General features: G+C 30.0%; 18 protein-coding genes. 11 read left to right on the forward strand and 7 right to left on the reverse strand.

Translation table 11 applies throughout. The annotated features are described in order from the left end of the window. Nucleotides 1-298: 298 nt before the first annotated feature. The 4 genes from Q0684_RS01600 to Q0684_RS01615 all read left to right on the forward strand — a co-directional run bounded on the left by Q0684_RS01600 (nucleotide 299) and on the right by Q0684_RS01615 (nucleotide 4,355). Nucleotides 299-637, forward strand: a complete 339-nt coding sequence (locus Q0684_RS01600) for a hypothetical protein (RefSeq protein WP_299012276.1) — start codon at nucleotides 299-301, stop codon at nucleotides 635-637. A gap of 272 nt (nucleotides 638-909) precedes the next feature. Beyond that, nucleotides 910-2,316 carry an NAD(P)/FAD-dependent oxidoreductase gene (locus tag Q0684_RS01605; RefSeq protein WP_299012471.1) on the forward strand — a complete coding sequence of 469 codons (1,407 nt, stop codon included), beginning with the start codon at nucleotides 910-912 and terminating at the stop codon, nucleotides 2,314-2,316. Nucleotides 2,317-2,651: 335 nt separating this feature from the next. After that, entirely contained in the window at nucleotides 2,652-3,179 is a 528-nt protein-coding gene (locus tag Q0684_RS01610; protein WP_299012277.1) for a 3-hydroxyanthranilate 3,4-dioxygenase, read from the forward strand. A gap of 87 nt (nucleotides 3,180-3,266) precedes the next feature. Further along, complete coding sequence (locus Q0684_RS01615; protein ID WP_299012278.1) at nucleotides 3,267-4,355, forward strand: amidohydrolase family protein; 1,089 nt, start codon at nucleotides 3,267-3,269, stop codon at nucleotides 4,353-4,355. A gap of 61 nt (nucleotides 4,356-4,416) precedes the next feature. Here the strand turns inward: Q0684_RS01615 and Q0684_RS01620 are convergent, their stop codons facing one another. The 4 genes from Q0684_RS01620 to dnaK all read right to left on the reverse strand — a co-directional run bounded on the left by Q0684_RS01620 (nucleotide 4,417) and on the right by dnaK (nucleotide 10,258). Next, nucleotides 4,417-4,839, reverse strand: a complete 423-nt coding sequence (locus Q0684_RS01620) for a DUF2141 domain-containing protein (protein ID WP_299012279.1) — start codon at nucleotides 4,837-4,839, stop codon at nucleotides 4,417-4,419. A gap of 253 nt (nucleotides 4,840-5,092) precedes the next feature. Continuing rightward, entirely contained in the window at nucleotides 5,093-5,557 is a 465-nt protein-coding gene (locus tag Q0684_RS01625; RefSeq protein ID WP_299012280.1) for a GyrI-like domain-containing protein, read from the reverse strand. Nucleotides 5,558-6,228: 671 nt separating this feature from the next. Then, nucleotides 6,229-7,512 (reverse strand): NAD(P)/FAD-dependent oxidoreductase, encoded by a 1,284-nt coding sequence (locus Q0684_RS01630; RefSeq protein ID WP_299012281.1) that lies wholly within the window; start codon nucleotides 7,510-7,512, stop codon nucleotides 6,229-6,231. An 838-nt stretch (nucleotides 7,513-8,350) separates the two neighbouring features. After that, nucleotides 8,351-10,258, reverse strand: coding sequence for a molecular chaperone DnaK (dnaK, locus tag Q0684_RS01635; RefSeq protein WP_299012282.1), 1,908 nt, complete (start codon nucleotides 10,256-10,258; stop codon nucleotides 8,351-8,353). A 247-nt stretch (nucleotides 10,259-10,505) separates the two neighbouring features. On the opposite strand from dnaK, the gene Q0684_RS01640 reads away from it, so the two are divergent. The 3 genes from Q0684_RS01640 to Q0684_RS01650 all read left to right on the forward strand — a co-directional run bounded on the left by Q0684_RS01640 (nucleotide 10,506) and on the right by Q0684_RS01650 (nucleotide 13,885). Further along, the gene (locus tag Q0684_RS01640) at nucleotides 10,506-10,847 is read left to right on the forward strand and encodes a DUF2853 family protein (protein WP_299012283.1); all 342 of its coding nucleotides are present in this window, start codon (nucleotides 10,506-10,508) and stop codon (nucleotides 10,845-10,847) included. Nucleotides 10,848-10,939: 92 nt separating this feature from the next. Next, nucleotides 10,940-12,364, forward strand: coding sequence for an L-serine ammonia-lyase (locus tag Q0684_RS01645; protein ID WP_299012284.1), 1,425 nt, complete (start codon nucleotides 10,940-10,942; stop codon nucleotides 12,362-12,364). Between the two features lie 213 nt (nucleotides 12,365-12,577). Next, nucleotides 12,578-13,885, forward strand: coding sequence for a hypothetical protein (locus Q0684_RS01650; RefSeq protein WP_299012285.1), 1,308 nt, complete (start codon nucleotides 12,578-12,580; stop codon nucleotides 13,883-13,885). A gap of 130 nt (nucleotides 13,886-14,015) precedes the next feature. On the opposite strand, the gene Q0684_RS01655 is transcribed toward Q0684_RS01650, so the two are convergent. Then, nucleotides 14,016-14,756: a bacteriorhodopsin gene (locus tag Q0684_RS01655; RefSeq protein WP_299012286.1), complete on the reverse strand. Its 741-nt coding sequence runs from the start codon at nucleotides 14,754-14,756 to the stop codon at nucleotides 14,016-14,018. Between the two features lie 108 nt (nucleotides 14,757-14,864). Between Q0684_RS01655 and Q0684_RS01660 the strand changes: the two genes are divergently transcribed. After that, a complete protein-coding gene (locus tag Q0684_RS01660; RefSeq protein ID WP_299012287.1) occupies nucleotides 14,865-15,731 on the forward strand; it encodes a Brp/Blh family beta-carotene 15,15'-dioxygenase in 867 nt (288 codons plus the stop codon). On the opposite strand, the gene yaaA is transcribed toward Q0684_RS01660, so the two are convergent. Together yaaA and Q0684_RS01670 are read right to left on the reverse strand one after the other, a co-directional pair. Further along, nucleotides 15,728-16,486 carry a peroxide stress protein YaaA gene (yaaA, locus tag Q0684_RS01665; protein ID WP_299012288.1) on the reverse strand — a complete coding sequence of 253 codons (759 nt, stop codon included), beginning with the start codon at nucleotides 16,484-16,486 and terminating at the stop codon, nucleotides 15,728-15,730. The two genes, Q0684_RS01660 and yaaA, sit on opposite strands and share 4 nt — an antisense overlap. Before the next feature lie 301 nt (nucleotides 16,487-16,787). Further along, nucleotides 16,788-17,528, reverse strand: a complete 741-nt coding sequence (locus tag Q0684_RS01670; protein ID WP_299012289.1) for a DUF6733 family protein — start codon at nucleotides 17,526-17,528, stop codon at nucleotides 16,788-16,790. Nucleotides 17,529-18,276: 748 nt separating this feature from the next. Between Q0684_RS01670 and Q0684_RS01675 the strand changes: the two genes are divergently transcribed. From Q0684_RS01675 to Q0684_RS01685, 3 genes are all read left to right on the forward strand, one after another. Then, nucleotides 18,277-19,602, forward strand: coding sequence for a M28 family metallopeptidase (locus Q0684_RS01675; protein WP_299012290.1), 1,326 nt, complete (start codon nucleotides 18,277-18,279; stop codon nucleotides 19,600-19,602). A gap of 1 nt (nucleotide 19,603) precedes the next feature. Further along, nucleotides 19,604-20,404 (forward strand): M23 family metallopeptidase, encoded by an 801-nt coding sequence (locus Q0684_RS01680; RefSeq protein ID WP_299012291.1) that lies wholly within the window; start codon nucleotides 19,604-19,606, stop codon nucleotides 20,402-20,404. Nucleotides 20,405-20,516: 112 nt separating this feature from the next. Continuing rightward, complete coding sequence (locus Q0684_RS01685; protein ID WP_299012292.1) at nucleotides 20,517-21,086, forward strand: hypothetical protein; 570 nt, start codon at nucleotides 20,517-20,519, stop codon at nucleotides 21,084-21,086. The last annotated feature ends 35 nt before the right edge of the window (nucleotides 21,087-21,121 follow it).

Raw genomic sequence — 21,121 nt, forward strand, 5'->3', positions numbered from 1 at the left:
TTTTATAGTTCTAAAGTTCGTGAGTTTTAAAGTGAATAAGAATAATTTAGAAGTAAATCATAAGAGTAAAAAGCCCTTCCCTTTGGGAAGGGTTGGGATGGGATTGCAAGGAAAGGGAACTTATGTTGAGGTTTAATTTTGAAATAAGTTTTAAAGTTGTAAAGTGAAAAATCATAATTTAGAATTAAATCATAAGAGTAAAAAAGCCCTTCCCTTTGGGAAGGGTTGGGATGGGAATCCAAGTAAAGAGAACTAAAGCCAAATTTTAATTGCATTTTTTTTAAATCTATAAATGTAAATGAACACTATTTTTAAACACATTAAAGGAGAAGATATTTTAGTTAAGGTAAAAGCTAAAAGAGATACAGGTTTTTGGCAATATCAATTGTTAGGAATTTTAAGCTTATTTATAGAAAACGGAAACGATTATTTTATAATTACTGATAAAAGAATTATTTTAAGTGTTAAAGATGAAATTAAAGTAAACGCAGTATACAATGATTTTTCTAAAATTAACATCAACACAAAAAGTGATATTTTAAGTTTTCAAGATCAAAATAATAAAGTAAAGAAGATTTCTTTAGCTGCTATTAAACTAGAATATGACGATTATCAATATTTAAAGAGTAAATTTTAAGTGATTAATTCAAACGTAAAAGAATGAAAAGCGATAATAAAAAAAGTTTTTGGGATTATTTGTTTTATCCAGGTATGATTTTATTTATTGTTATCATCATTAATTTAATTATAAAAATTAGAAAAGGAACTATTTAAAAGAAAGTATTTTCCTAAGCAAAGAGAACTTTTGCCGAAATCTAATTTAAAAATAAAGTTAAAGTGAATAAAAATAATTTTATAGAAAATCGTAAGAGTAAAAAAGCCCTTTCCTTAGGAAAGGGTTGGGATAGGATTCTAATAATAGGCGCAGGTTTGTGTGGTTCATTATTAGCACTTCGTTTGGCACAAAGAGGCTATAAAGTTGAGGTTTACGAAAGCAGACCAGATTTAAGAAAAGTAGATATTTCTGCAGGTAGATCTATAAATTTAGCATTGTCAGACAGAGGTTTAAAAGCTTTACGTTTATGCGGAATGGAAGAAAAAGCTAGAGAAATTTGCATACCTATGTTTGGCAGATTAATGCACGATAGAGAAGGGAATACGTTTTCATCTAACTATTCAGGTAGCGCAAATGAGTACATCAACTCAATTTCTAGAGGAGATTTAAATGCCATTTTGTTAGACGAAGCAGAAAAGCACGAAAACGTAACGCTGCACTTTAATAAAAAATGCAAAAAAGTAGCTATTGAAAAAAATATTGCACATTTTATAGATTATAAAACCAAAGAAGAATTTCCTGTAATTGCAGATGTTATTTTTGGAGCAGATGGCGCAGGTTCTTCTTTAAGAAAAAGTTATTTGTCCGAACGAAAATTCTTGTTCAGCTATTCTCAAAATTATTTAAATCATGGGTATAAAGAATTAGAAATTCCTGCTGATACAAATGGAAATCATCAAATAAGTAAAGAGCATTTGCACATTTGGCCACGTGGCGATTTTATGCTAATTGCCTTACCAAATATGGATGGTAGTTTTACAGTTACTTTATTTTTAAGTTATAATGAAGGCGAATTTAATTTCGAAAACTTAACATCAGAAGAAAAAATTACGGCCTTTTTTGAAAAAGAATTTCCAGATGCGTTGGAATTAATTCCTAATATTTTAGAGGAATTTACAAACAATCCAACAGGTCCTTTGGGCACTATAAAATGCAATCCTTGGAGTTATCAAAATAAAACCTTGTTAATGGGAGATTCATCTCACGCCATTGTACCCTTTTATGGACAAGGAATGAACGCTTCTTTTGAAGATGTTTTTGTATTGGATGAAATACTTTCTTATTTTGAAAAAAGTGAAGAAAACTTTGATTGGGAAACTGTTTTTAAAGCTTACCAGAAAAAACGAAAAAAAGATACAGATGCTATTGCAGATTTAGCGATAGATAATTTTTTTGAAATGAGAGATCATGTTGCAAATCCGCTTTTTAAAGAAAAACGTAAAATAGAAATGGATTTAGAGAAAACATTTCCAAAACAATATATGTCTAAATATTCTTTAGTAACTTTTAATGAGGATATTGGTTATAATGAAGCTATGAAACGAGGAAGAGCACAAGACAAAGCTTTATTGAATTTAATTTCTGGAGATGAGGTTCACACACATTTAGAAATGACAAAAGAAGAGTTGCAAGTTATTTTAGATAAAGTAATTACAGAAACCAATACGATTTTACAAGAAGATAAAATTGCGGGTTTGTAAAAATTACAATTTAAAGTCAATTATACACTAATTTTTAATACTATAAGTTCAATTAACAATAGAAACAAAAGTTCCAATTTTTAAAATAAAAGTAAAGCCTAAAATAGTTAAAGTAAAAACAAAGAGAGAAAGCTTTGGATTAAATTTTGTACTGTAGCAATATTTTACAAAATAATGAATCTAAATTTAGAATATTAGATAATCAAGTTGATAATAAAGACTCAAAAAAAGCGATACTTTTAAGGAAGAAAATAAAACAATTTATCTTAGAAAAAACTAATAAAGTCTGAAATTCTTAATATCCAACAATCCAACAATCTAAAAATCTAAAACAAATGAGCAATTTAGTACAACCTTTAAATTTTAAAAAGTGGATAGATGAACACCGTCATTTATTAAAACCGCCTGTTGGTAACAAACAAGTTTGGGATAATGGTGAGTATATTGTAATGGTAGTTGGTGGGCCAAATAGCAGAAAAGATTATCATTATAATGAAACGCCAGAATTTTTCTATCAGGTTGAAGGTGATATGATTTTAAAAATTATAGATGATAAAGGCAAACAAGTTGATGTAGCAATTAACGAAGGTGATATTTATTTGTTGCCAGGGAAAGTACCACATTCACCACAAAGAAAGGTAAATACGGTTGGTTTGGTAATAGAGTATCCGCGTGCTAAAGGCATGTTAGATGCGTTAGAATGGTATTGTGAGAATTGTGAAAATCAATTGTATAGAGAAGAATTTCCACTAGAAAATATAGAGAAAGATTTGCCAGTAATTTTTAACAAGTTTTACTCAGATAAAGAAAAATGTACTTGTACAAATTGTGGTTCTGTGATGGAATCTCCTAAGAATGTTTAATAGTTTGTCATTCCTGCGAAGGCAGGAATCCACAATAAAATAGTTTAATATGAAATAGATTCTCGCCAACGTAAGAATAACAGAAATATGGAACATAAAAAACTTAGAATAAACGGGCATTCGCATTTGTTGCCTTATCCAGAAGAAATTCCTCAATTTATGAAGGAAAAGGAAATTTTTTGGGTAGATGATGAACGTAAGCATATGTTGCAAAAAGGATGGAAAAGACCTGTAACACATTCTAGTTTTTTTTTAGATGAAAAACTAAAATGGATGGAACGCAACAAAATAGACCATGCTGTAGTTTTAAATTTATCGCAATTGTATGGTAATGGTTTGCGTTTAGAGGAAATGAAAAAAGCATTGCGTTTTCAGAACGATTTTAATGCAAAAGTGCAAAAAAATCATCCAGATAAATTTACTTGTGGTTTTGTGGTGCATCCTGGTTTTATTTATGGAGCTTTAGATGAAATGAAACGTTGTGTAGAAGAATTAGATTTAAAAGTTCTCTGTTTACCCACACATTTTATGGATTCTATTGGGCAATGGCGTTGTGTTTTTGATAAAGAGAATGATCGGATTTTTGAGTTGGCAGACAACTATAAATTGGCTATTGAAATTCATCCTTATGATGGAGATAAAATGATAAAGCTAGAAAACACCAATTGGCGATTTCATCTTATTTGGATGTTGGCACAATGTGGAGATGCTTACCATTATTACACTTTAAATGGGATGCAAGAAAGGTATAAAAATATTAGAACTTGTTTTGCTCACGGAGGTCAATTGGCACAAATGAATTTGGGAAGACGCATACAAGGTTTTGATGGCAGACCTGATTTATTTGAAGGAAAAACGCATCCAAGAAAAGCAATTGGACATAAAAACATCTTTTTTGATACATTAGTACACGACACAGATTCTTTACATTTAATGTTTAAAAGACAAGGTACAAGTCAGGTTTTAATGGGTTTAGATGATCCTTATCCTTTAGGAGAAATGGAAAGTGACAGACAATCTTCTTATCCAGGAAAAATTTTAGACTTGGCTATTGAAAAAAATATTATAACAGAAATTGAAAAAGGAGAAATTTGGGAAGATAATGTATTGCAATGGTTGTTTGGTAATGATGAGGTTGCAAAGCAGAATTTGGTAAACAAAATTTTGAAGATTTAGTTTTACTGTAAAAAATTATGATTTTTTTACTTTTGTACAATCAATTATTTTAAATTGCTTGCTAAAGGCTAATGTTTATGCTTTTGTTTTTTGATAGTACAAACTTTGCGTTATCATAAGCAGGAGGTCCCATAAAACCAGTTGCATTATTAGAACAACCATAGTCTTCTTTTGGTATTCCTACAATATTAGTGTCCATTTTACCATTATTGTTTTTATCATGCACAAAGGAAACTGCATATTCTCCTTTTGGTAGATTAGTAAAAATTACTGTAGATTTTTTATTACTTATTTTACGGGTAGCTCCCTTATAAATTTCTTTTAAAAAAGTGTTTTTGTTATTGTATAGCCCAACTAAAACAACTCCTTTGTCTGATTTTAAACCTTTAATATTCACTGTTAAAGTAAGTGTTTCTTCATTTTGAGCTAAAGTACTAGCAAGTCCAAAAAAAATAAAAGTAATTGTTAAAAGTATACTTTTCATATGTTTGGTTTTTAATAATAATTCAAATATCGATAGTTTTCTTTAAACAAATCAAGAAGTATACCGAATTGTTTTTTTTAAGAAAATTAGGTTTTCAGTACTTAAAAAAAATACAGGTTACTTTAATGTTTTTCCAATACTATTTGTCAAGTTATACTTGTTTTTCTCTGAATAAAATTTTAGGTCCTGTTATCAGAAATTAAAATTTCTTTGCAAGTCTTTTTTTTCTGTTACCATACTTTTTATCAATAAGCTACAATATAGGAATACATAGATCTACAATAAACTTATTTTCTGCATGCTCTGCTGCATTATTATAATAGATTGCAAAAGGAGCAGTTTCAGATTTTTGATAACCATTTTCTAACATAAAAGCAAAACAAGCTTTCCATGCTTGTTGAAATTGAAAAGGTGTAATTTCTAAACGAGAAATAATACATTTTGTTGGTGATAAAACGCTTAAACTTACTTCACCATCAATTGCTACAATATCATTTAGCACAATACAAGCACTCATTCTTAAATTATTTGGCGCTGTATTTTTAGGACTATTGTGATAAATAGTAACCATTTTCGTATTTTCATTTATCACTCCTTTTGGTGTGGCCCATTTTACCAATCTGTTGTAAATACTGGCAATTCCTTCCATCTTACCTTTGTAAGCGATGTATGCCAAATCTAAATGAGGTGTTGTTTTTATTACTGGATTAATTTTCATGATTTAATTTTTGAAGATAATAAAACACAAAACCACTAATAAAATACAATAAAACATCAATGTAATCTTTGGTGTACCTTGCTAAATAGTTTGGGAAAACAAATTCAAATAATACACTATATAAGAAACAGATATATAGAATAATTGGAAGGCTAATTTTATAGTTTGCATTGTTTTTGCTCTTTTTTAATACTTGTAAAGAAATAAAAAGAACAATAGGAATAATTAAAAAATCGTTTGTGTAAAAGCGAAAAAATCTGGGTAATTGAAAATTAAAATATGCAGACAAATAAATAAAACTTCCTAAAAAGTAAGAGAATGCTATGTATTTGCTTAATATGTTTTTCATGTTAACCAGCTGCTATCATTGCAATTAACCAAGCCAAACCAGAACCAATAATACTAACAACCATAAAAGCAGAATACAAAATCCAACCAATAATTCTATACAAAAAGAATGGGTGTTTTTTTAAACGTTCTGCAAAATTAGGATTTTCTTTATCATAAATAACTCTAGCAATTTCTGCTTTTTTAACCGCTTCTTTTTTTTAAGTTAATTCCTTTTCTCTAGGGTTTAATAAAGAATTACAGTTTTTACAGATTTTAGTATCTGTATTAAAAAGTCCACAATTGGCACATTTTATCATGCTTTTATTCGCCATTTCTTTTTTTTAAAGTGATGCTTTCTTTTTGTAAGGCCTAATAATTAAACGCGTTTCTCTGTCAAATCGAATGTAATTGTACACCCAATTTAAAAACACAATGGCTTTGTTTCTAAACCCAATTAAAGAAAAAAGGTGTACAAACATCCATACAAACCATGCAAATATTCCTTGAAATTTCCATTTTTTTAAATCTACAACAGCTTTATTTCTTCCTATAGTTGCCATAGCTCCTTTATCATTATAAACAAAGGGAGTTTCTTTTTGGTTTTGCAATTTGGCTAAAATGTTTTTAGCCACTAATTTACCTTGTTGCAGCGCAGGTTGAGCCATCATTGGGTGCCCATATGGAGTTTTGTCAGAAGTCATACAAGCAACGTCTCCCACAGCATAAATATTTGTGTAGTTTTTTACTTTATTAAAAGTATCTACTTTAATTCTTTCTGCACGTTCTACAATGCAATCTGCCTCTAAACCGTCTATTGTTTCTCCTTTTACACCTGCAGCCCAAATAACGGTGGCTGCTTTAAAATGGTCTTCTCCTTTGGTAGTAACTATTTTTCCATCGTAATCTAAAACACGTAAGTTTTTCCAAACATTTACACCTAAATTAATTAAAAAATCTTCTGCTTTTTCTGAAGCTTTAGCACTCATCCCTTTTAACAAACAACCAGAACTTTGTATTAAGTTAATTTGCATTTGCCTTATATCTAAATCAGGATAATCTTTTGGCAAAATACCTTTTTTCATTTCTGCTAAAGCACCTGCCAATTCTACTCCTGTTGGACCACCACCAACAATTACAAAATTCATTAATGCTTTTCTTTCTTCAAAATTTGATGTGAGTAATGCTTCTTCAAAATTTTCTAAAACCAAGCTTCTAATATTTAGCGCCTGTGGTATAGATTTCATTTCCATGGCATATTTTTCTACATTTTTATTTCCGAAATAATTAGTTGTAGATCCAGTGGCAATGATTAATTCATCATACGCTAAATTTCCAATATTAGTTTTTATTTCGTTTTTAGCAGGATTTATTTTAGAAACTTCTGCTAGTCTAAAGTAAAAATTAGCAACATCATTAAATCTTTTTCTTAATGGAAAAGCAATAGAATCTGGCTCTAAACCACCAGTAGCAACTTGGTAGAGTAGTGGTTGAAATGTGTGATAATTATGCTTATCTAATAAAACAACCTGTAATTCTTGCTTTTCTAAACCTCTTGCAGCTGCTAAACCTGCAAAACCACCTCCAATAATTACAACTCTAGGAAAACTTGTTTGTGGAATATTCATTTGAGATGATTAGATGTTTGGATTTTTAGATGCATAGAATTACAAATTTACTGAAAATGAATAATTTCTTTATTTGAAACCTTGTTTTATTTCTTGTAAACTTTTACTTGAAGATATAAACGCAGTAATTACTTTAAAATATAATTCATCAGGCGCTAAATTGTAATATTTGGCCCACTTATCATCTTTAAATAAATGATTGATTTGTTTTATACGTTTTTGAGCTTCAGAAAATGTAAATAAAAACTCTGTAGTGTTATTTTTAGGTTGAAGTTTAGCTGCTTTTTCTTTAAAATTGATATGAATAACAAAGTTTTTTTCTGAAGAATGAATAGGGTAGAAGTCTTGCCATTTTGCAAAACCAATGGTTATTTGTTGGTTTTTATAATGTTCATTGGCAACTAATTTCCAACGGCAGTTGGCAACTCTGCCCCAATGATTCGATTTTCTGTAAACACCTTCTTTGGTGTAGAAATATTCACTTTCAGATTTACTTTTATAAGTTGTGTTTTCTAGTAAATTGAAATCATCAACTTGTATAAATTCACAAAAAGTATGTTTAAAGAAGTTGGTTTGGTTGTAGGTTTTCAGTGGGTCTTATTTTTATCAAAAATAAGAAAGCTATTTGATAAAAGCATTAAATTGATTTTGTTCTTCTTCTTTTTATGAATAAAAAAACGCAATCAAATTAATGATTGCGTTTTGGGTATATATAGACTCTGAAATTACACTTTAATAATCGCGGTGTAATATTTCAGAAGGACTGCTATAAAAGATACCTGTTTTCACAGGTATAAGCGATTCACACAAAATTTCTATTGAAATTTTAGTTCTCTGCTTACTTTACTTCTTCAAAATCTACATCTTCTACATTATCTCCTTGATCTGCACTACCTTCTGGTTGCCCTTGTGCTTCTGCACCTGGGTTAGCACCTCCAGCAGCTTGTTCTGCAGCGTACATTTCTTCGCTAGCTGCTTTCCAAGCTTCGTTAATCTTTTCCATTGCAGCATCAATTTGAGCTAAATCTTTAGACCCATGTGCAGCTTTTAATTCAACTAAAGCAGCTTCAATAGGCTCTTTTTTATCAGCAGATAACTTATCGCCAAATTCTTTTAATTGCTTTTCTGTTTGGAAAATCATAGAATCTGCCCCATTTACTTTTTCTGCAGTTTCTTTAGCAGCTTTATCAGCATCAGCATTTGCTTCTGCTTCTTGCTTCATTTTCTCAATTTCTTCTTCAGATAAACCAGAAGAAGCTTCAATTCTAATGTCTTGAGATTTTCCTGTAGCTTTATCTGCAGCAGATACTTTAATAATTCCGTTTGCATCAATATCAAAAGTTACCTCAATTTGTGGTACACCTCTTTGTGCTGGTGGAATGTCTGTTAACTGAAAACGACCAATTGTATTGTTGTCTGCAGCCATTGCTCTTTCACCTTGTAAAACATGAATGTCTACAGAAGGTTGATTGTCTACAGCAGTAGAAAATACTTGAGATTTCTTTGTAGGAATTGTAGTGTTTGCATCAATTAATTTAGTGAAAACATTCCCCATAGTTTCTATTCCTAAAGATAAAGGTGTAACATCTAATAATAATACATCTTTTACATCTCCAGTTAATACACCACCTTGTATTGCAGCACCTAAAGAAACAACTTCATCTGGGTTTACACCTTTACTTGGCGCTTTACCAAAGAATTTTTCTACTGCTTCTTGTATTGCAGGTATTCTTGTAGAACCACCAACTAAAATAATCTCATCAATTTCTGAAGTTGATAAATCTGCATTTTTTAATGCTTTTTGGCAAGGCTCTATTGTTCTCTTAACTAAATCGTCTATTAATTGCTCAAATTTAGAACGAGATAAAGTTCTTACCAAGTGCTTTGGGCCACTAGCGGTAGCTGTTACATAAGGTAAGTTAATTTCTGTAGAAGAAGAAGAAGACAATTCTATCTTCGCTTTTTCTGCAGCTTCCTTTAAACGTTGTAAAGCCATAGGATCTTCTCTTAAATCCATATTTTCATCAGCTTTAAACTCTTCTGCTAACCAATTGATAATTTTTTCATCAACATCATCTCCACCTAAATGTGTATCACCGTCTGTTGCTAATACCTCAAAAACACCATCACCTAATTCTAAGATAGAAACATCATGTGTACCACCACCAAAGTCAAAAACAACAATTTTTTTATCGTCATTAGCTTTGTCTAAACCATAAGCTAAAGCTGCGGCAGTTGGCTCGTTAATGATTCTTTCTACTTTTAAACCAGCAATTTCACCAGCTTCTTTTGTAGCTTGTCTTTGCGCATCGTTAAAGTATGCAGGTACAGTAACTACTGCTCCTGTAACGTCTGTTCCTAAATAGTCTTCAGCCGTTTTTTTCATTTTTTGTAATATCATAGCAGATATTTCTTGTGGTGTGTATAAACGACCATCAATATCTACTCTAGGCGTATCATTATCTCCTTTAACTACTTTGTAAGGTACTCTTTTTACTTCTTGAGAAGAATCTGAGAATTTATTTCCCATAAAACGTTTAATAGAATAAACTGTTTTAGTAGGGTTAGTTACTGCTTGTCTTTTTGCAGGATCACCAATTTTACGTTCGCCACCTTCTACAAATGCTACTATAGATGGTGTAGTTCTTTTTCCTTCTGCATTAGGTATTACTACTGGCTCATTACCTTCCATTACAGAAACACAAGAGTTAGTTGTACCTAAATCGATTCCAATTATTTTACTCATAATATTTATTTTAATAATATTTTTAATTCAATTTTACGCTTTACCTTAGGCAAAGTGTATGCCAACAGTTTTTTACTAAGAAAATGTCAGTTTTTTTGTTTTTCTTTTGATAAAAATGTGACATCGTGACATATTATGGTGTCTAATACTTGAGAAATATCCTTGTTTGAAAAGCTAAAATAATTCCCTATATTTGGATAATCCTTAATTCACCAAAGAATAAATTATATAACTAAATTAAATAACAATGAGCAAATTTGACGAAAAAGTAGCTTTATACAAGCAGTTTATGGACGATAGAAATTTACGTTCTAACACAGAATTATTGGCGGCAGTAACAAAAGGTTTAGGGCCATCTATTTACAAAGCAGATGCAGAAACTGTTTCTGGTTCTGATGCTAAGGAATTAGCAACTGTAAAGAATAACTTTCTAATCAAAAAGCTAGGTTTAGCAGATAGTGCAGAGTTGGATGAGGCAATTGAGGAGGTAATTGAAAGAATTGGTAAGTCTGAAAGAAAAAAATATAGAGCAGTAGTATACTATATGCTTATGAAAAAATTTGATAAAGAAGCGGTTTACGGTTTCTAGAAATCTAAATTATTTTATTATTTATTTAAAAATTCAACTTATTTAGGTTGAATTTTTTTATTTTTACATATATATGGTTAAATTTTTTACGGATGTCACAATTTATTAGTGTTTTTGATATGCTCAAAATAGGGGTTGGGCCATCTAGTTCGCATACTTTGGGTCCTTGGAGGGCTGCGAAGCAATGGGTGTCTAAACTAAAAAATACTGCTTTATTTGATAAAATTGATGCTATAAAAGTAGATTTATACGGTTCTTTATCTTTAACAGGAAAAGGTCATGCTACAGACTTGGCTATATTATTGGGTTTAAGTGAAGCAGATCCAGAATATATACCCATTGAAGATATTTTAATTATCGTAGAACGAATAAATACACAAGAAGAAATTTTATTTAAAGGTGGTAAAACAATTCCTTTTTTTAAAGATTCTATTGTTTTTAATAGAGAGTTTTTACCTTTTCATGCAAATGCTGTTACGTTTAGGGGTTTTTTAAAAGGTGAAGAAGTTACTGCGGATACCTATTTTTCTATAGGTGGGGGTTTTATTGTTCAAGAAAAAAATCATTTAGAAGAAGAAATTGAGATTAATACTAAAAATTTTCCTTTTCCAATAAATAGGGCAGTAGAACTAGAAAAGTATTGTGATAAACATGATTTGCGCATTTCTGATATTGTTTTAATGAACGAGTTAGAGTTGAGAACCGCGAAAGAAATAGATTTTGAATTAAATAGAATTTGGGAAACCATGTTAGAGTGCATGTATATTGGTTGCCATACAGAAGGAAAACTACCTGGAGGTTTGAATGTGAAAAGGCGTGCTTTTGGTATTCAAGAAAAACTAATAAAAGATGCACATTATACAGATCCTAAAGAGTGGGTTGCTGCAATAAGGAGCTCTGAAGTAAAATTTAGAGAAATTTTAAAATGGGTAAGTTGCTTTGCTTTATCTGTAAATGAAGTAAATGCATCTTTAGGAAGAGTAGTTACTGCACCAACAAATGGCAGTGCAGGTGTAATTCCTGCTGTTTTAATGTATTATCTGGTGATAGAGAATCACGATGCAGATTTTAATCATATTAAACGATTTTTATTGGTAGCTGGAGAAATAGGCAGTATTTTTAAGAAAAATGCTACAATTTCTGCAGCAATGGGTGGTTGCCAGGCAGAAATTGGCGTATCTTCAGCAATGGCAGCAGCAGCTTTAACAGAGTTGTTAGGTGGCTCACCTGCACAATGTTTGGTGGCAGCAGAAATTGCAATGGAACATCATTTAGGTTTAACCTGCGATCCTATTGGAGGTTTGGTGCAAATACCGTGTATAGAACGCAATTCTATGGGAGCAATTAAGGCTATAAATGCTGCAGAAATTGCTTTAGAAACAGACCCTAAAGAAGTAAAAGTGCCTTTAGATAAGGTAATAGATACCATGTGGAAAACAGCGCAAGATATGCATGAAAACTACAAAGAAACTTCAGAAGGTGGTTTAGCAATTAGTGTTGGAATGGCAGATTGTTGATTTTTTTTAATTAGTTTTAAAAGTGATAAAGTTATAAGGTTATAAAGTTTCAAAGTTTCAAAGTTTCAAAGTTTTTGGGTTTTGAGGTTTCTAGGTTGAAAAAGTTTGTTTTATATAATACTAATTTGGTAAAAACAATTTACCTGAATTATCTATGTAAAATTGTCTTTTTTCTGAGTGATAAAGTTTGTACATTGTTTCAACTTTTTATTTATGAAAAACGACTATACCAACAAAAAATTTCAAGAGTTATTAGAGAAACTACAACAAGAAAGCTGGCAATTAGAGTTGTTAATTTCTGGTTTTGCAATTTTTGGTTTGTTTCAGGCTTTAGATCCCATAGAATATAACAGATTAGCAGCTGTGGCTAATGAAAGTTATACCAAATTCCTTTATGTTGTAGCTGGTATTTCTTGTAAGGTTTTAATTGTAAACCTAATTATTCATGTAATTTTAAGGGGTTTATGGATTGGTGCTATTGGCCTTAGATATGTTTCTGATGATATAGATTATGACGCTTTAAAATACAAAAAACGTTTTACAAATTACTTAAAAAAGAAGGTAGGTTCTTTTGATAAGTATATAGGAACCTTAGAAAATTACTGTAGTGTTTTATTTGCAGTAACGTTTCTTTATCTATTTTACATCATTTCATTTTTTATGGTAATGGGTGTAGTGGTTTTAGTAGGTGCTTTTTTTATAGAAAGCGGCTATTTTTCTGAAATAGTAGGTTTTACGTTATTAGGTTTCTTCGCATTGGGTTATTTCTTTTTAGCATTACTTATTTTTATTGATTTTATAACGCAAGGTTACTTAAAAAAAGTGGAATGGATTTCTTTTTTGTATTTTCCTTTATATAAAGTTTTTAGTGTTTTAACACTATCGTTTTTATATAGAGCACTGGTTTATAATTTTCTAGACAATAAATTTGGGCGTAGGTTATTGCTTGTATTATTTCCGGTTTATCTTTCTGCATTTTATTTATCTACTGTAAATAATGTGCGTTCTAGTTTTATTTTGGTAAAATCGTATTCCTCTAAAAACTACAGTTATAAAAATAATTACCTTAAAAGCTTAGAAAAAAACCAGTTTATAAAAAATGCAGCAATACAAAGTAAAATTGTTTCAGAGCCGTATTTAAATATATTTATTCCGTTTAGAAGTAAAATAGAAGACGTTGTTTTTGAACAGTATCCAGATTTAAAAATGGTAGAGGATGTAAGAGGTTTTGGTAGTAATTTTTTTACGTCTAAGTATACTATTGCAGACAGCTTGCAAACTAATTATTTAAGTGCTGTTAATAATATTTTCAAACTAAAAATTGATGGTAAACCTATAAAATCAGATTTTTTAATAACTGAAACTAATACACAATTGGGTTTCGAGCATATTCAATTAATAAAAAATTTAGAAGAAGGAAGGCATTTGTTAACCGTAAAAAGTCTTCACAGAGATCAGAAAACAAAAAAGACGTCGCTAAAAGATATTGTAGAAATTCCGTTTTGGTATCTTAAAAACTAATAATCATTAACTATTGTTTTGTAGCTAAACGTGTTCACCTAGGAATTTATAAGCCTTACCTAAGTCTTTTAAATGATAAGAATATAAAAAGATGCGAAAGTGAGATCACTTTCGCATCTTTAGTATGTATTTAAACTTTTAAAGGAGTTTTGTCAGATTGACTTACAGCTAACCCATAAATTACAAGTCCGAAACCTATTTTGTTAATAGCGTCTCCAATATTGTAAATCACGTCCATATTCAATCCCCATCCTCCAATAGCGTCATACCAGCCAGGTGTTCCTGCCATATAACCTAAAGGATAAATTGCCCATCCAACTAAAACAAACCAACATAATGTCTTGTGAGCAGATAAGACAGAACCTCCTGCAGCCTCTGCTAATTTTCTTGCCTTTCCTAGCCAAATATCATATACAATTACAAAGTAGGCTGCTCCAGAGAAGAGACCCCATAACCAAGCATTATCTCTGTCAACTGCTTCACCAAGGTAACCTGTTACTAACATTATTATAGAGAAAAAGATCATTCTCCACATTAATGATTTTTTGGCTCCTGCCACTTTTAAAATTAAGTAGAATTCAACGCACATTAATGGTACAGTTAAAACCCAATCTACATATCTAAAAAATGTAGGTGATTCTGCATTGGAAGCCCAATAATCTCTCATATACCAATAATGTACTGCTGCAATAAATGTAATTAAACCCGATACAAGTATTGAAGTACGCCATTTTTTATCAAAACCGTTCATTGATAAAAAGAAAAATGCTGCTGCGGCCATCATGGCCATACAACCTACAAAAAAGGTGAAACCAACGTAATCGTCTGTTGCCATTTTTGCTACTGCTAAAAATTTTGTAATGTAAAACATAGAGTATAATTTAGAATTAGTAAATACTTTTTTGTCTACCTCTTTTAAGTAAACCTTAAACAAAATTAAAGAAAATTTTCTTACTTTTACAGTAAATAGGTTATCAAAATGCTTAATTATCAAAACTTTAAGATTTTTTTTACATTTTTTCTATTTTGGCTAGGTTTACAATTTGGCCAATTAATAGAAGATACTATTGCTTATTTTTTAGTGTTAAGTGTAGGAATAATTCATGGTTCTAACGATTTGCTAATATTAAAACGCAAAGCAATAAAACAGAAAGTATATGTTTTGTCTATTTTGTATTATACACTTTTAATAATTTTATGTGTTGTGTTTTTTGTGTTAACACCATTTGTGTCGCTAATACTTTTTATAGTGTTAAGTGCTTATCATTTTGGAGAGCAGCATTTAGAAGCTAAAATTAAAGGGCCTTATTTTTTAGCATTGTTACTCTATATTGCTTACGGTACAATAATATTTTCTCTTATTTTTTTAGAAAACTTAGCAGGTGTAGATAAAATCGTTAATGATTTAACGGGTAATTTTTTTACAGAAAATGTTATAACAGTTACACTAATTAGTTCAAGTACCTTAACAGTATTAATTATGCTCTATTTATATGTAAACAAGTGTACTAAAAATATAAATTTTGTAAAAGAGCTCTTTTATATTGTGTTGTTATACTTAATCTTTAAAAGTGGTTCTTTAATGTATGGTTTTGCTATTTACTTTGTACTATGGCATAGTATACCTTCTATAATAGATCAAACCAAATATCTATCTGGTGAGGCAAATAAATTAAATATATTAAAGTATTTAAAATCTGCAGGTTTAATTTGGTTATTCAGTATTTTAGGTTTGGTATTAACCTATATTTTAGTAGATAAGAGTTATTTTATTTCTGTTATTTTTCTAGTATTATTTGCAGTAACACTCCCGCATGTTTGGGTTATGTATAAAATGAAAAATTAGCGCGTAAATACTAAATCGTTTCCAGAAGATAATTCTTCAGAAAAACGATAGTTTTCTATATTAAAGCCTTTTAAATCTTCTATAGTTTCTGCGTTATTTTCTATAATATAACGCACCATATAACCGCGTGCCATTTTCGCATAGGTCATAATGGTTTTGTATTCGCCATTTTTAAAGTCTTTAAAAACAGGTGTAATCATTGGTACTTTTAAAGTCTTTTTAGGTAATGCTTTAAAGTATTCTGTACTCGCAAGATTTACTAGTAATTCATTATCTGTTAACTCTTCATTTAAAGAATCTGCTAAGTCTGTATTCCAAAACTTATATAAGTTTTCGGTTTTGCCTACTTTTAAACGAGTTCCCATTTCTAAACGGTAAGGTTGTATAAGATCAAGAGGTTTCAATAAGCCATATAAGCCGGACAATATTCTTAGTTTTTCTTGTAAAATCGCTATTTTTTCTTCAGATAAAGAGTTTACATCAATTCCTTGAAAAACAGCGCCAGTAAAAGAGTAAATGGCTTGTTTAGCATTTGCTTTTGTAAATGGTGTTTCCCAAGATTGATTTCTTTCGTAATTTAAAGCAGATAAATCATCAGAAATTTTCATTAATTCTGATAATTTCTTTTTGGAAAGTGTTCTAAGTTTTTTGTTTAATGCACTAGATTGTTCTAGAAAACGTGGTTGTGTATATGTTTCAGTAGGTACTTTGGTTTCGAAATCTAGAGATTTTGCCGGAGAAATAATTATTTTCATTTGTTGAAATTGAAAAATTAGTATTGCATTCTTAAAGAGTATAAAAATACAATTACTATTAAAATTTTTCTAATTGTAAGGCACAATTTTAATTGATACAACTATTGGTAATTCTAATACCTTACAGGTGGTTAGTAATTGGTGTGTATAAATTTTTGTAATAGTAAAAATAGTACCAATGTTTTTATTGGATAAAAAAAAATCACCACTAAACAAGTTAGTGGCGATTATAAAATTTCTAATAAAATTAAAAGTCTAATTTTAGTAATAATCTTCTATGTTGAGTTCAAGAACAAATAAATTACAAACTAATAAAAAACGTTAATCTATAGAAATCGTTAGTTGCAAATCTTTCATCTTCATCTGCTAAATTCCCTCCAAAAGAGAATCTTAAACCTGCATTATTCTTTTGGAATTGAACATATGGTCCAGCCCAGAAGTAGCCATCTACTCTATCTAAAGAACCACCACCATTTACATCACCTCCAGATAAAAATAATTCCTCAATATGGGCACCAAAAGAAAAGAATGGGCTTACTTTATAACCTAAATTTGCCCAGTAGTGCACATAGTTGTTAGTTGCTTGCCCTGCAGTTGTTTCATCAGCAAGTGCTGCATAATATCCAATATAAAATTGTCCTTCTAATTTGTCTGATCCGTGATTTACAGTTAAATTTGGTACAATACCATCTCCAATAACCCCAGGACCTTGTGCACCACTAGATAGCAAGCTACCCATGGTAAAACCTAATTGTGGATTAATGTCAAAATCTCCTACAGTAAAATTGTAACCAAGACCAAATTCTGTCCACTGTCCCCAAGAAGCACCAGCAGAACCACCTCCCCATTGGATACCATAAAAAGTGAAAGCGCTAGTGTCAGATAATTCATATGCACCTGTCATCATAGGGTTGAATCCAAAAAATGCATCTTGATTAAGACTAAGTCCAATACTTAACTTGTCGTCTGTTTGTGCGTTTGCTGTCGTAAAGGAAAATAGCATTAAAAATGTAAAACCAATTGAAAGTTTTTTTAGTGTCATAATTTTTGTTTAAAAGTTTAAAATTAATTGTTCCCCCTTTTTAATTCTCTACAGATTACAAACAGTTAAAAAGGTGAAACACTTTGCTTGCAATACTGCTTTAAATATTATTTTAATTAAATATTGAAAATAAATTGCTATTAGATTTTTTTTATTTTCACTATTGTAATCTCTCTGAAATTAATATTTTACTAGTATGAGTATCAATTATCAGAGTGACAAAGTTATAATAGATTAGCTTTAAGTTCCAAATTAATAGTATAACTTTCGGTATTTTTATGTATCTGACAAAATCAAAACTTTATATTTATAATATCGCATTAAATCGTGTTAAATTTTATTAATTTACATTGTATTAAATTTGTGTTTTGGTGTTTTTTTTAGAGTTAAAAGAGATAAAATGGATTAATTGTTAAATTTTATTCATTAAAAATCGCATTTAAGGTGAAAAAGTGTAATTTAATACTATAGGTTTTTTTATTGATGTGTTTAATTTCATTTATAGTTGTGTTGCTATCGATTTAAAAAAAAATATGTTTTTTGAACTAATAAATTGTTTCATTTAAAATGAACCAATTATAACACAGAGTAATTGTAATGGCATACCTTCTATTTTTTAGTATCTTATTTCTTTTGAATTATTCTTTTATTATATTTGAAAGAATTATAAATAAAAGTCTTTTCTAAACTATGATCATTCCTATTAATGTGTAATTTAGAAATTGGGCTTCAGGATAAATAAACATTTATGAAAACAATTACATTAGTATTTATTTTATTTACAACCATATCGTTTGCACAAACAGATCTTAAGTTATACGATATTATTAATGCAATTTCTGCTGATAGAATTAAAAAAGACGTAAAAAAGTTAACAGATTTCGGAACAAGAAATACCTTTTCTGATACCATTTCTAAAACAAGAGGAATTGGAGCAGCAAGACGTTGGATAAAAGCGGAATTCGATAAAATTTCTTCAGATTGTAATAATTGCTTAAATACCTTTTATCAAAAAGATTTGGTAACAACAGATATGGGCTCAAGAGTACCACATGATGCGTATGTTGTAAATGTAGTTGCTATTCAAAAAGGAACAAAATACCCAAATAAGTACATTATAATGAGTGGTGATATAGATTCTAGAGCCAGTGATACTATGGATTTTACTACAGATGCACCTGGAGCAAATGATAATGCATCTGGTATGGCAGGTACTATTGAGGCTGCAAGAGTCTTAAGCAAATATAAATTTGAAAGCAGTATTATTTATGTGGGTTTATCTGGGGAAGAACAAGGTTTATTTGGCGGCGCAGGTTTAGCTAAATATGCAAAAGATAACAAATGGGACATTATAGGTATTCTTAATAATGATATGATTGGGAATATTAAAGGAGTAGATGGTGTAATAGATAATAGAACATTTAGAATATTTTCTGAGCCTGTGCCCGCAAACGAAACAGAAAGACAGCGCAGATTGCGCAGATTTTATGGAGGTGAAGTAGATGGTATCTCAAGACAATTGGCAAGATATATCTATAAAAATGTAAAAATTTATATGCCAGAAATGAATCCAATGATGATTTACAGATTAGATCGTTTTGGAAGAGGTGGGCACCACAGACCTTTTAACGATTTAGGTTTTGCTGGTGTAAGAATAATGGAAGCTCATGAAAATTACACACAACAGCACCAAGATATAAGAACAGAAAATGGGATTAAGTATGGTGATACCTTTGAGCATGTTAATTTTCCATATGCAAAAAAATTAACAGCTGTAAATGCAATTAACCTAGCAAGTTTGGCCTGGGCGCCAGAAGCTCCAAAAGAAGTTGCTATTGGCGGAATTGTGGAAGCTTCAGCAAAACTAAAATGGAGTAATGTGACTGGTGCCAAAGGTTATAAAATTTATTGGAGAGATACAACTTCTCCAACATGGGACAATTCTAGATATGTAGAAGATACAGAGTTTACGTTAGAGGGTATTGTAATTGATAATTTCTTCTTTGGAGTAGCTGCTGTTGGGCAAAATGGACACGAAAGTGTAGTAGTTTTTCCAAATAAAATTATGAGATAGTATGTTTTTTAGAATAATTTTATTTGGTCTACTCGTTACATCTTGTGTAACCAAAAAAGAATACAAAAGACCTAACTATATTAATTTTGAGCAGGTTAACGATTCTATTTTTGTAATACTAAACAATTCAATATTAGCACCTACTTTTTTAACAATAGAAGATTTAAAAAAAAATAAAACTGTCTTTGTAGACTTTAATAGTCCGAAAGAATTTACAATTTTAAAATTTCATGAATCTGAAACAGATACCATTGCTATTGATAAAAATTACAGGTTTAAATTACAATATGGTAGTTCTTATGCAAAACCTTATGATACTTTGTATAACTATGGTCTTCCCTTCTTAAAGGGCAAACGTTACAAGGTTTTACAGGGAAATAATGGAAGTTATAGTCATAGAAAAATAACCTCTAAATACGCTATAGATTTTAAAATGAATGTAGGCGAGGGAGTTTGTGCTGTTAGAGATGGATTGGTTATACAAACCAAAAGCGATTCTAATGAAGGCGGAACCACCAAAAAATACATGGATAAAGCAAATAAAATATTAGTAGTGCATAAAGATGGTACGTTTGTGCAGTATGCCCATTTTAAGCAAGATGGTGTGTTGGTAAAAAAGGGAGATTCTATTAAAAAGGGACAACTTATTGGTTACTCTGGGAATACCGGTTTTTCTTCTGAGCCACATTTGCATTTTGTGTTATATGCATCTTCAAAAGAAGGATTAGTTTCTGTGCCTTTTATTTTAAATAGTGTACCATCACAAGAATATAAAAAAGGAAACTACGCTAAAAATAAGTAAAACACTCTTTTAGTTCATATAGAGGTTGCTGATGCATTTATAGTATAAACCAATCATTTTCTTTAGTACGGTAAAAGTAATACTATTATATTTGAATATAAAACTTTTAGTTATGAGAAGTGTATTAATTTTATCAGCGCTTTTAATTGTTAATTTATCTTTTGCGCAACATACAGAGGTTCTTGTTAAAAACATTTCTGTATCTGGCATAGAACAAGGTCAATTTAAAACAAACGGAATACAAGATTTAAATAAAGAACTTTTTTTTATTCAAGATTTAAAACCAATAAACAACTCTGAGGGTAAATTTGCTTTTTATAAAGAAATTGACCAATCTTTTGTAAAAGAAAAGGAGAGTATAGTAAAAACAGATAAAAAAATTATTCAACTTTTAACATCTAATAGTTTAGCGGTAGATGTGAATTTGGATCTAATACATAAAATTTTACTCCAAAAGTTTATAAAGAATGAGGTTTTAAGCCAAGTTGTAAGTGATGATAACTATAACGCTTTTTATAAAACTTACGACTTAAAGGATAAGTTAAATATATTAATTTACAAAGGTGAATATACTGCTGTAGAGTTAGGGAATAATATTTATCAGTCTATAAACAAATTATTTAAAACAGAAATAGATAAAACTTTAGACAGTAGTTTAAACCTTTTAACGTTCAATTTTTAGCATATTTTCTGAGTTGATTAGTTAAGTTTGTTTGT

Origin of the sequence: uncultured Polaribacter sp. (genome assembly GCF_947503875.1) — a bacterium.
GTDB lineage: Bacteria > Bacteroidota > Bacteroidia > Flavobacteriales > Flavobacteriaceae > Polaribacter.

Bases quoted from the DNA above. Each gene is read 5' to 3' on its own strand.
- Q0684_RS01680 (WP_299012291.1), top strand. From the start codon at position 19,604: ATGTTTTTTAGAATAATTTTATTTGGTCTACTCGTTACATCTTGTGTA.
- Q0684_RS01660 (WP_299012287.1), top strand. From the start codon at position 14,865: ATGCTTAATTATCAAAACTTTAAGATTTTTTTTACATTTTTTCTATTT.
- Q0684_RS01630 (WP_299012281.1), bottom strand. From the start codon at position 7,512: ATGAATATTCCACAAACAAGTTTTCCTAGAGTTGTAATTATTGGAGGT.
- Q0684_RS01670 (WP_299012289.1), bottom strand. From the start codon at position 17,528: ATGACACTAAAAAAACTTTCAATTGGTTTTACATTTTTAATGCTATTT.
- Q0684_RS01640 (WP_299012283.1), top strand. From the start codon at position 10,506: ATGAGCAAATTTGACGAAAAAGTAGCTTTATACAAGCAGTTTATGGAC.
- Q0684_RS01655 (WP_299012286.1), bottom strand. From the start codon at position 14,756: ATGTTTTACATTACAAAATTTTTAGCAGTAGCAAAAATGGCAACAGAC.
- yaaA (WP_299012288.1), bottom strand. From the start codon at position 16,486: ATGAAAATAATTATTTCTCCGGCAAAATCTCTAGATTTCGAAACCAAA.
- Q0684_RS01620 (WP_299012279.1), bottom strand. From the start codon at position 4,839: ATGAAAAGTATACTTTTAACAATTACTTTTATTTTTTTTGGACTTGCT.
- Q0684_RS01615 (WP_299012278.1), top strand. From the start codon at position 3,267: ATGGAACATAAAAAACTTAGAATAAACGGGCATTCGCATTTGTTGCCT.
- Q0684_RS01610 (WP_299012277.1), top strand. From the start codon at position 2,652: ATGAGCAATTTAGTACAACCTTTAAATTTTAAAAAGTGGATAGATGAA.
- Q0684_RS01645 (WP_299012284.1), top strand. From the start codon at position 10,940: ATGTCACAATTTATTAGTGTTTTTGATATGCTCAAAATAGGGGTTGGG.
- Q0684_RS01650 (WP_299012285.1), top strand. From the start codon at position 12,578: ATGAAAAACGACTATACCAACAAAAAATTTCAAGAGTTATTAGAGAAA.
- Q0684_RS01675 (WP_299012290.1), top strand. From the start codon at position 18,277: ATGAAAACAATTACATTAGTATTTATTTTATTTACAACCATATCGTTT.
- Q0684_RS01625 (WP_299012280.1), bottom strand. From the start codon at position 5,557: ATGAAAATTAATCCAGTAATAAAAACAACACCTCATTTAGATTTGGCA.
- Q0684_RS01600 (WP_299012276.1), top strand. From the start codon at position 299: ATGAACACTATTTTTAAACACATTAAAGGAGAAGATATTTTAGTTAAG.
- Q0684_RS01685 (WP_299012292.1), top strand. From the start codon at position 20,517: ATGAGAAGTGTATTAATTTTATCAGCGCTTTTAATTGTTAATTTATCT.
- dnaK (WP_299012282.1), bottom strand. From the start codon at position 10,258: ATGAGTAAAATAATTGGAATCGATTTAGGTACAACTAACTCTTGTGTT.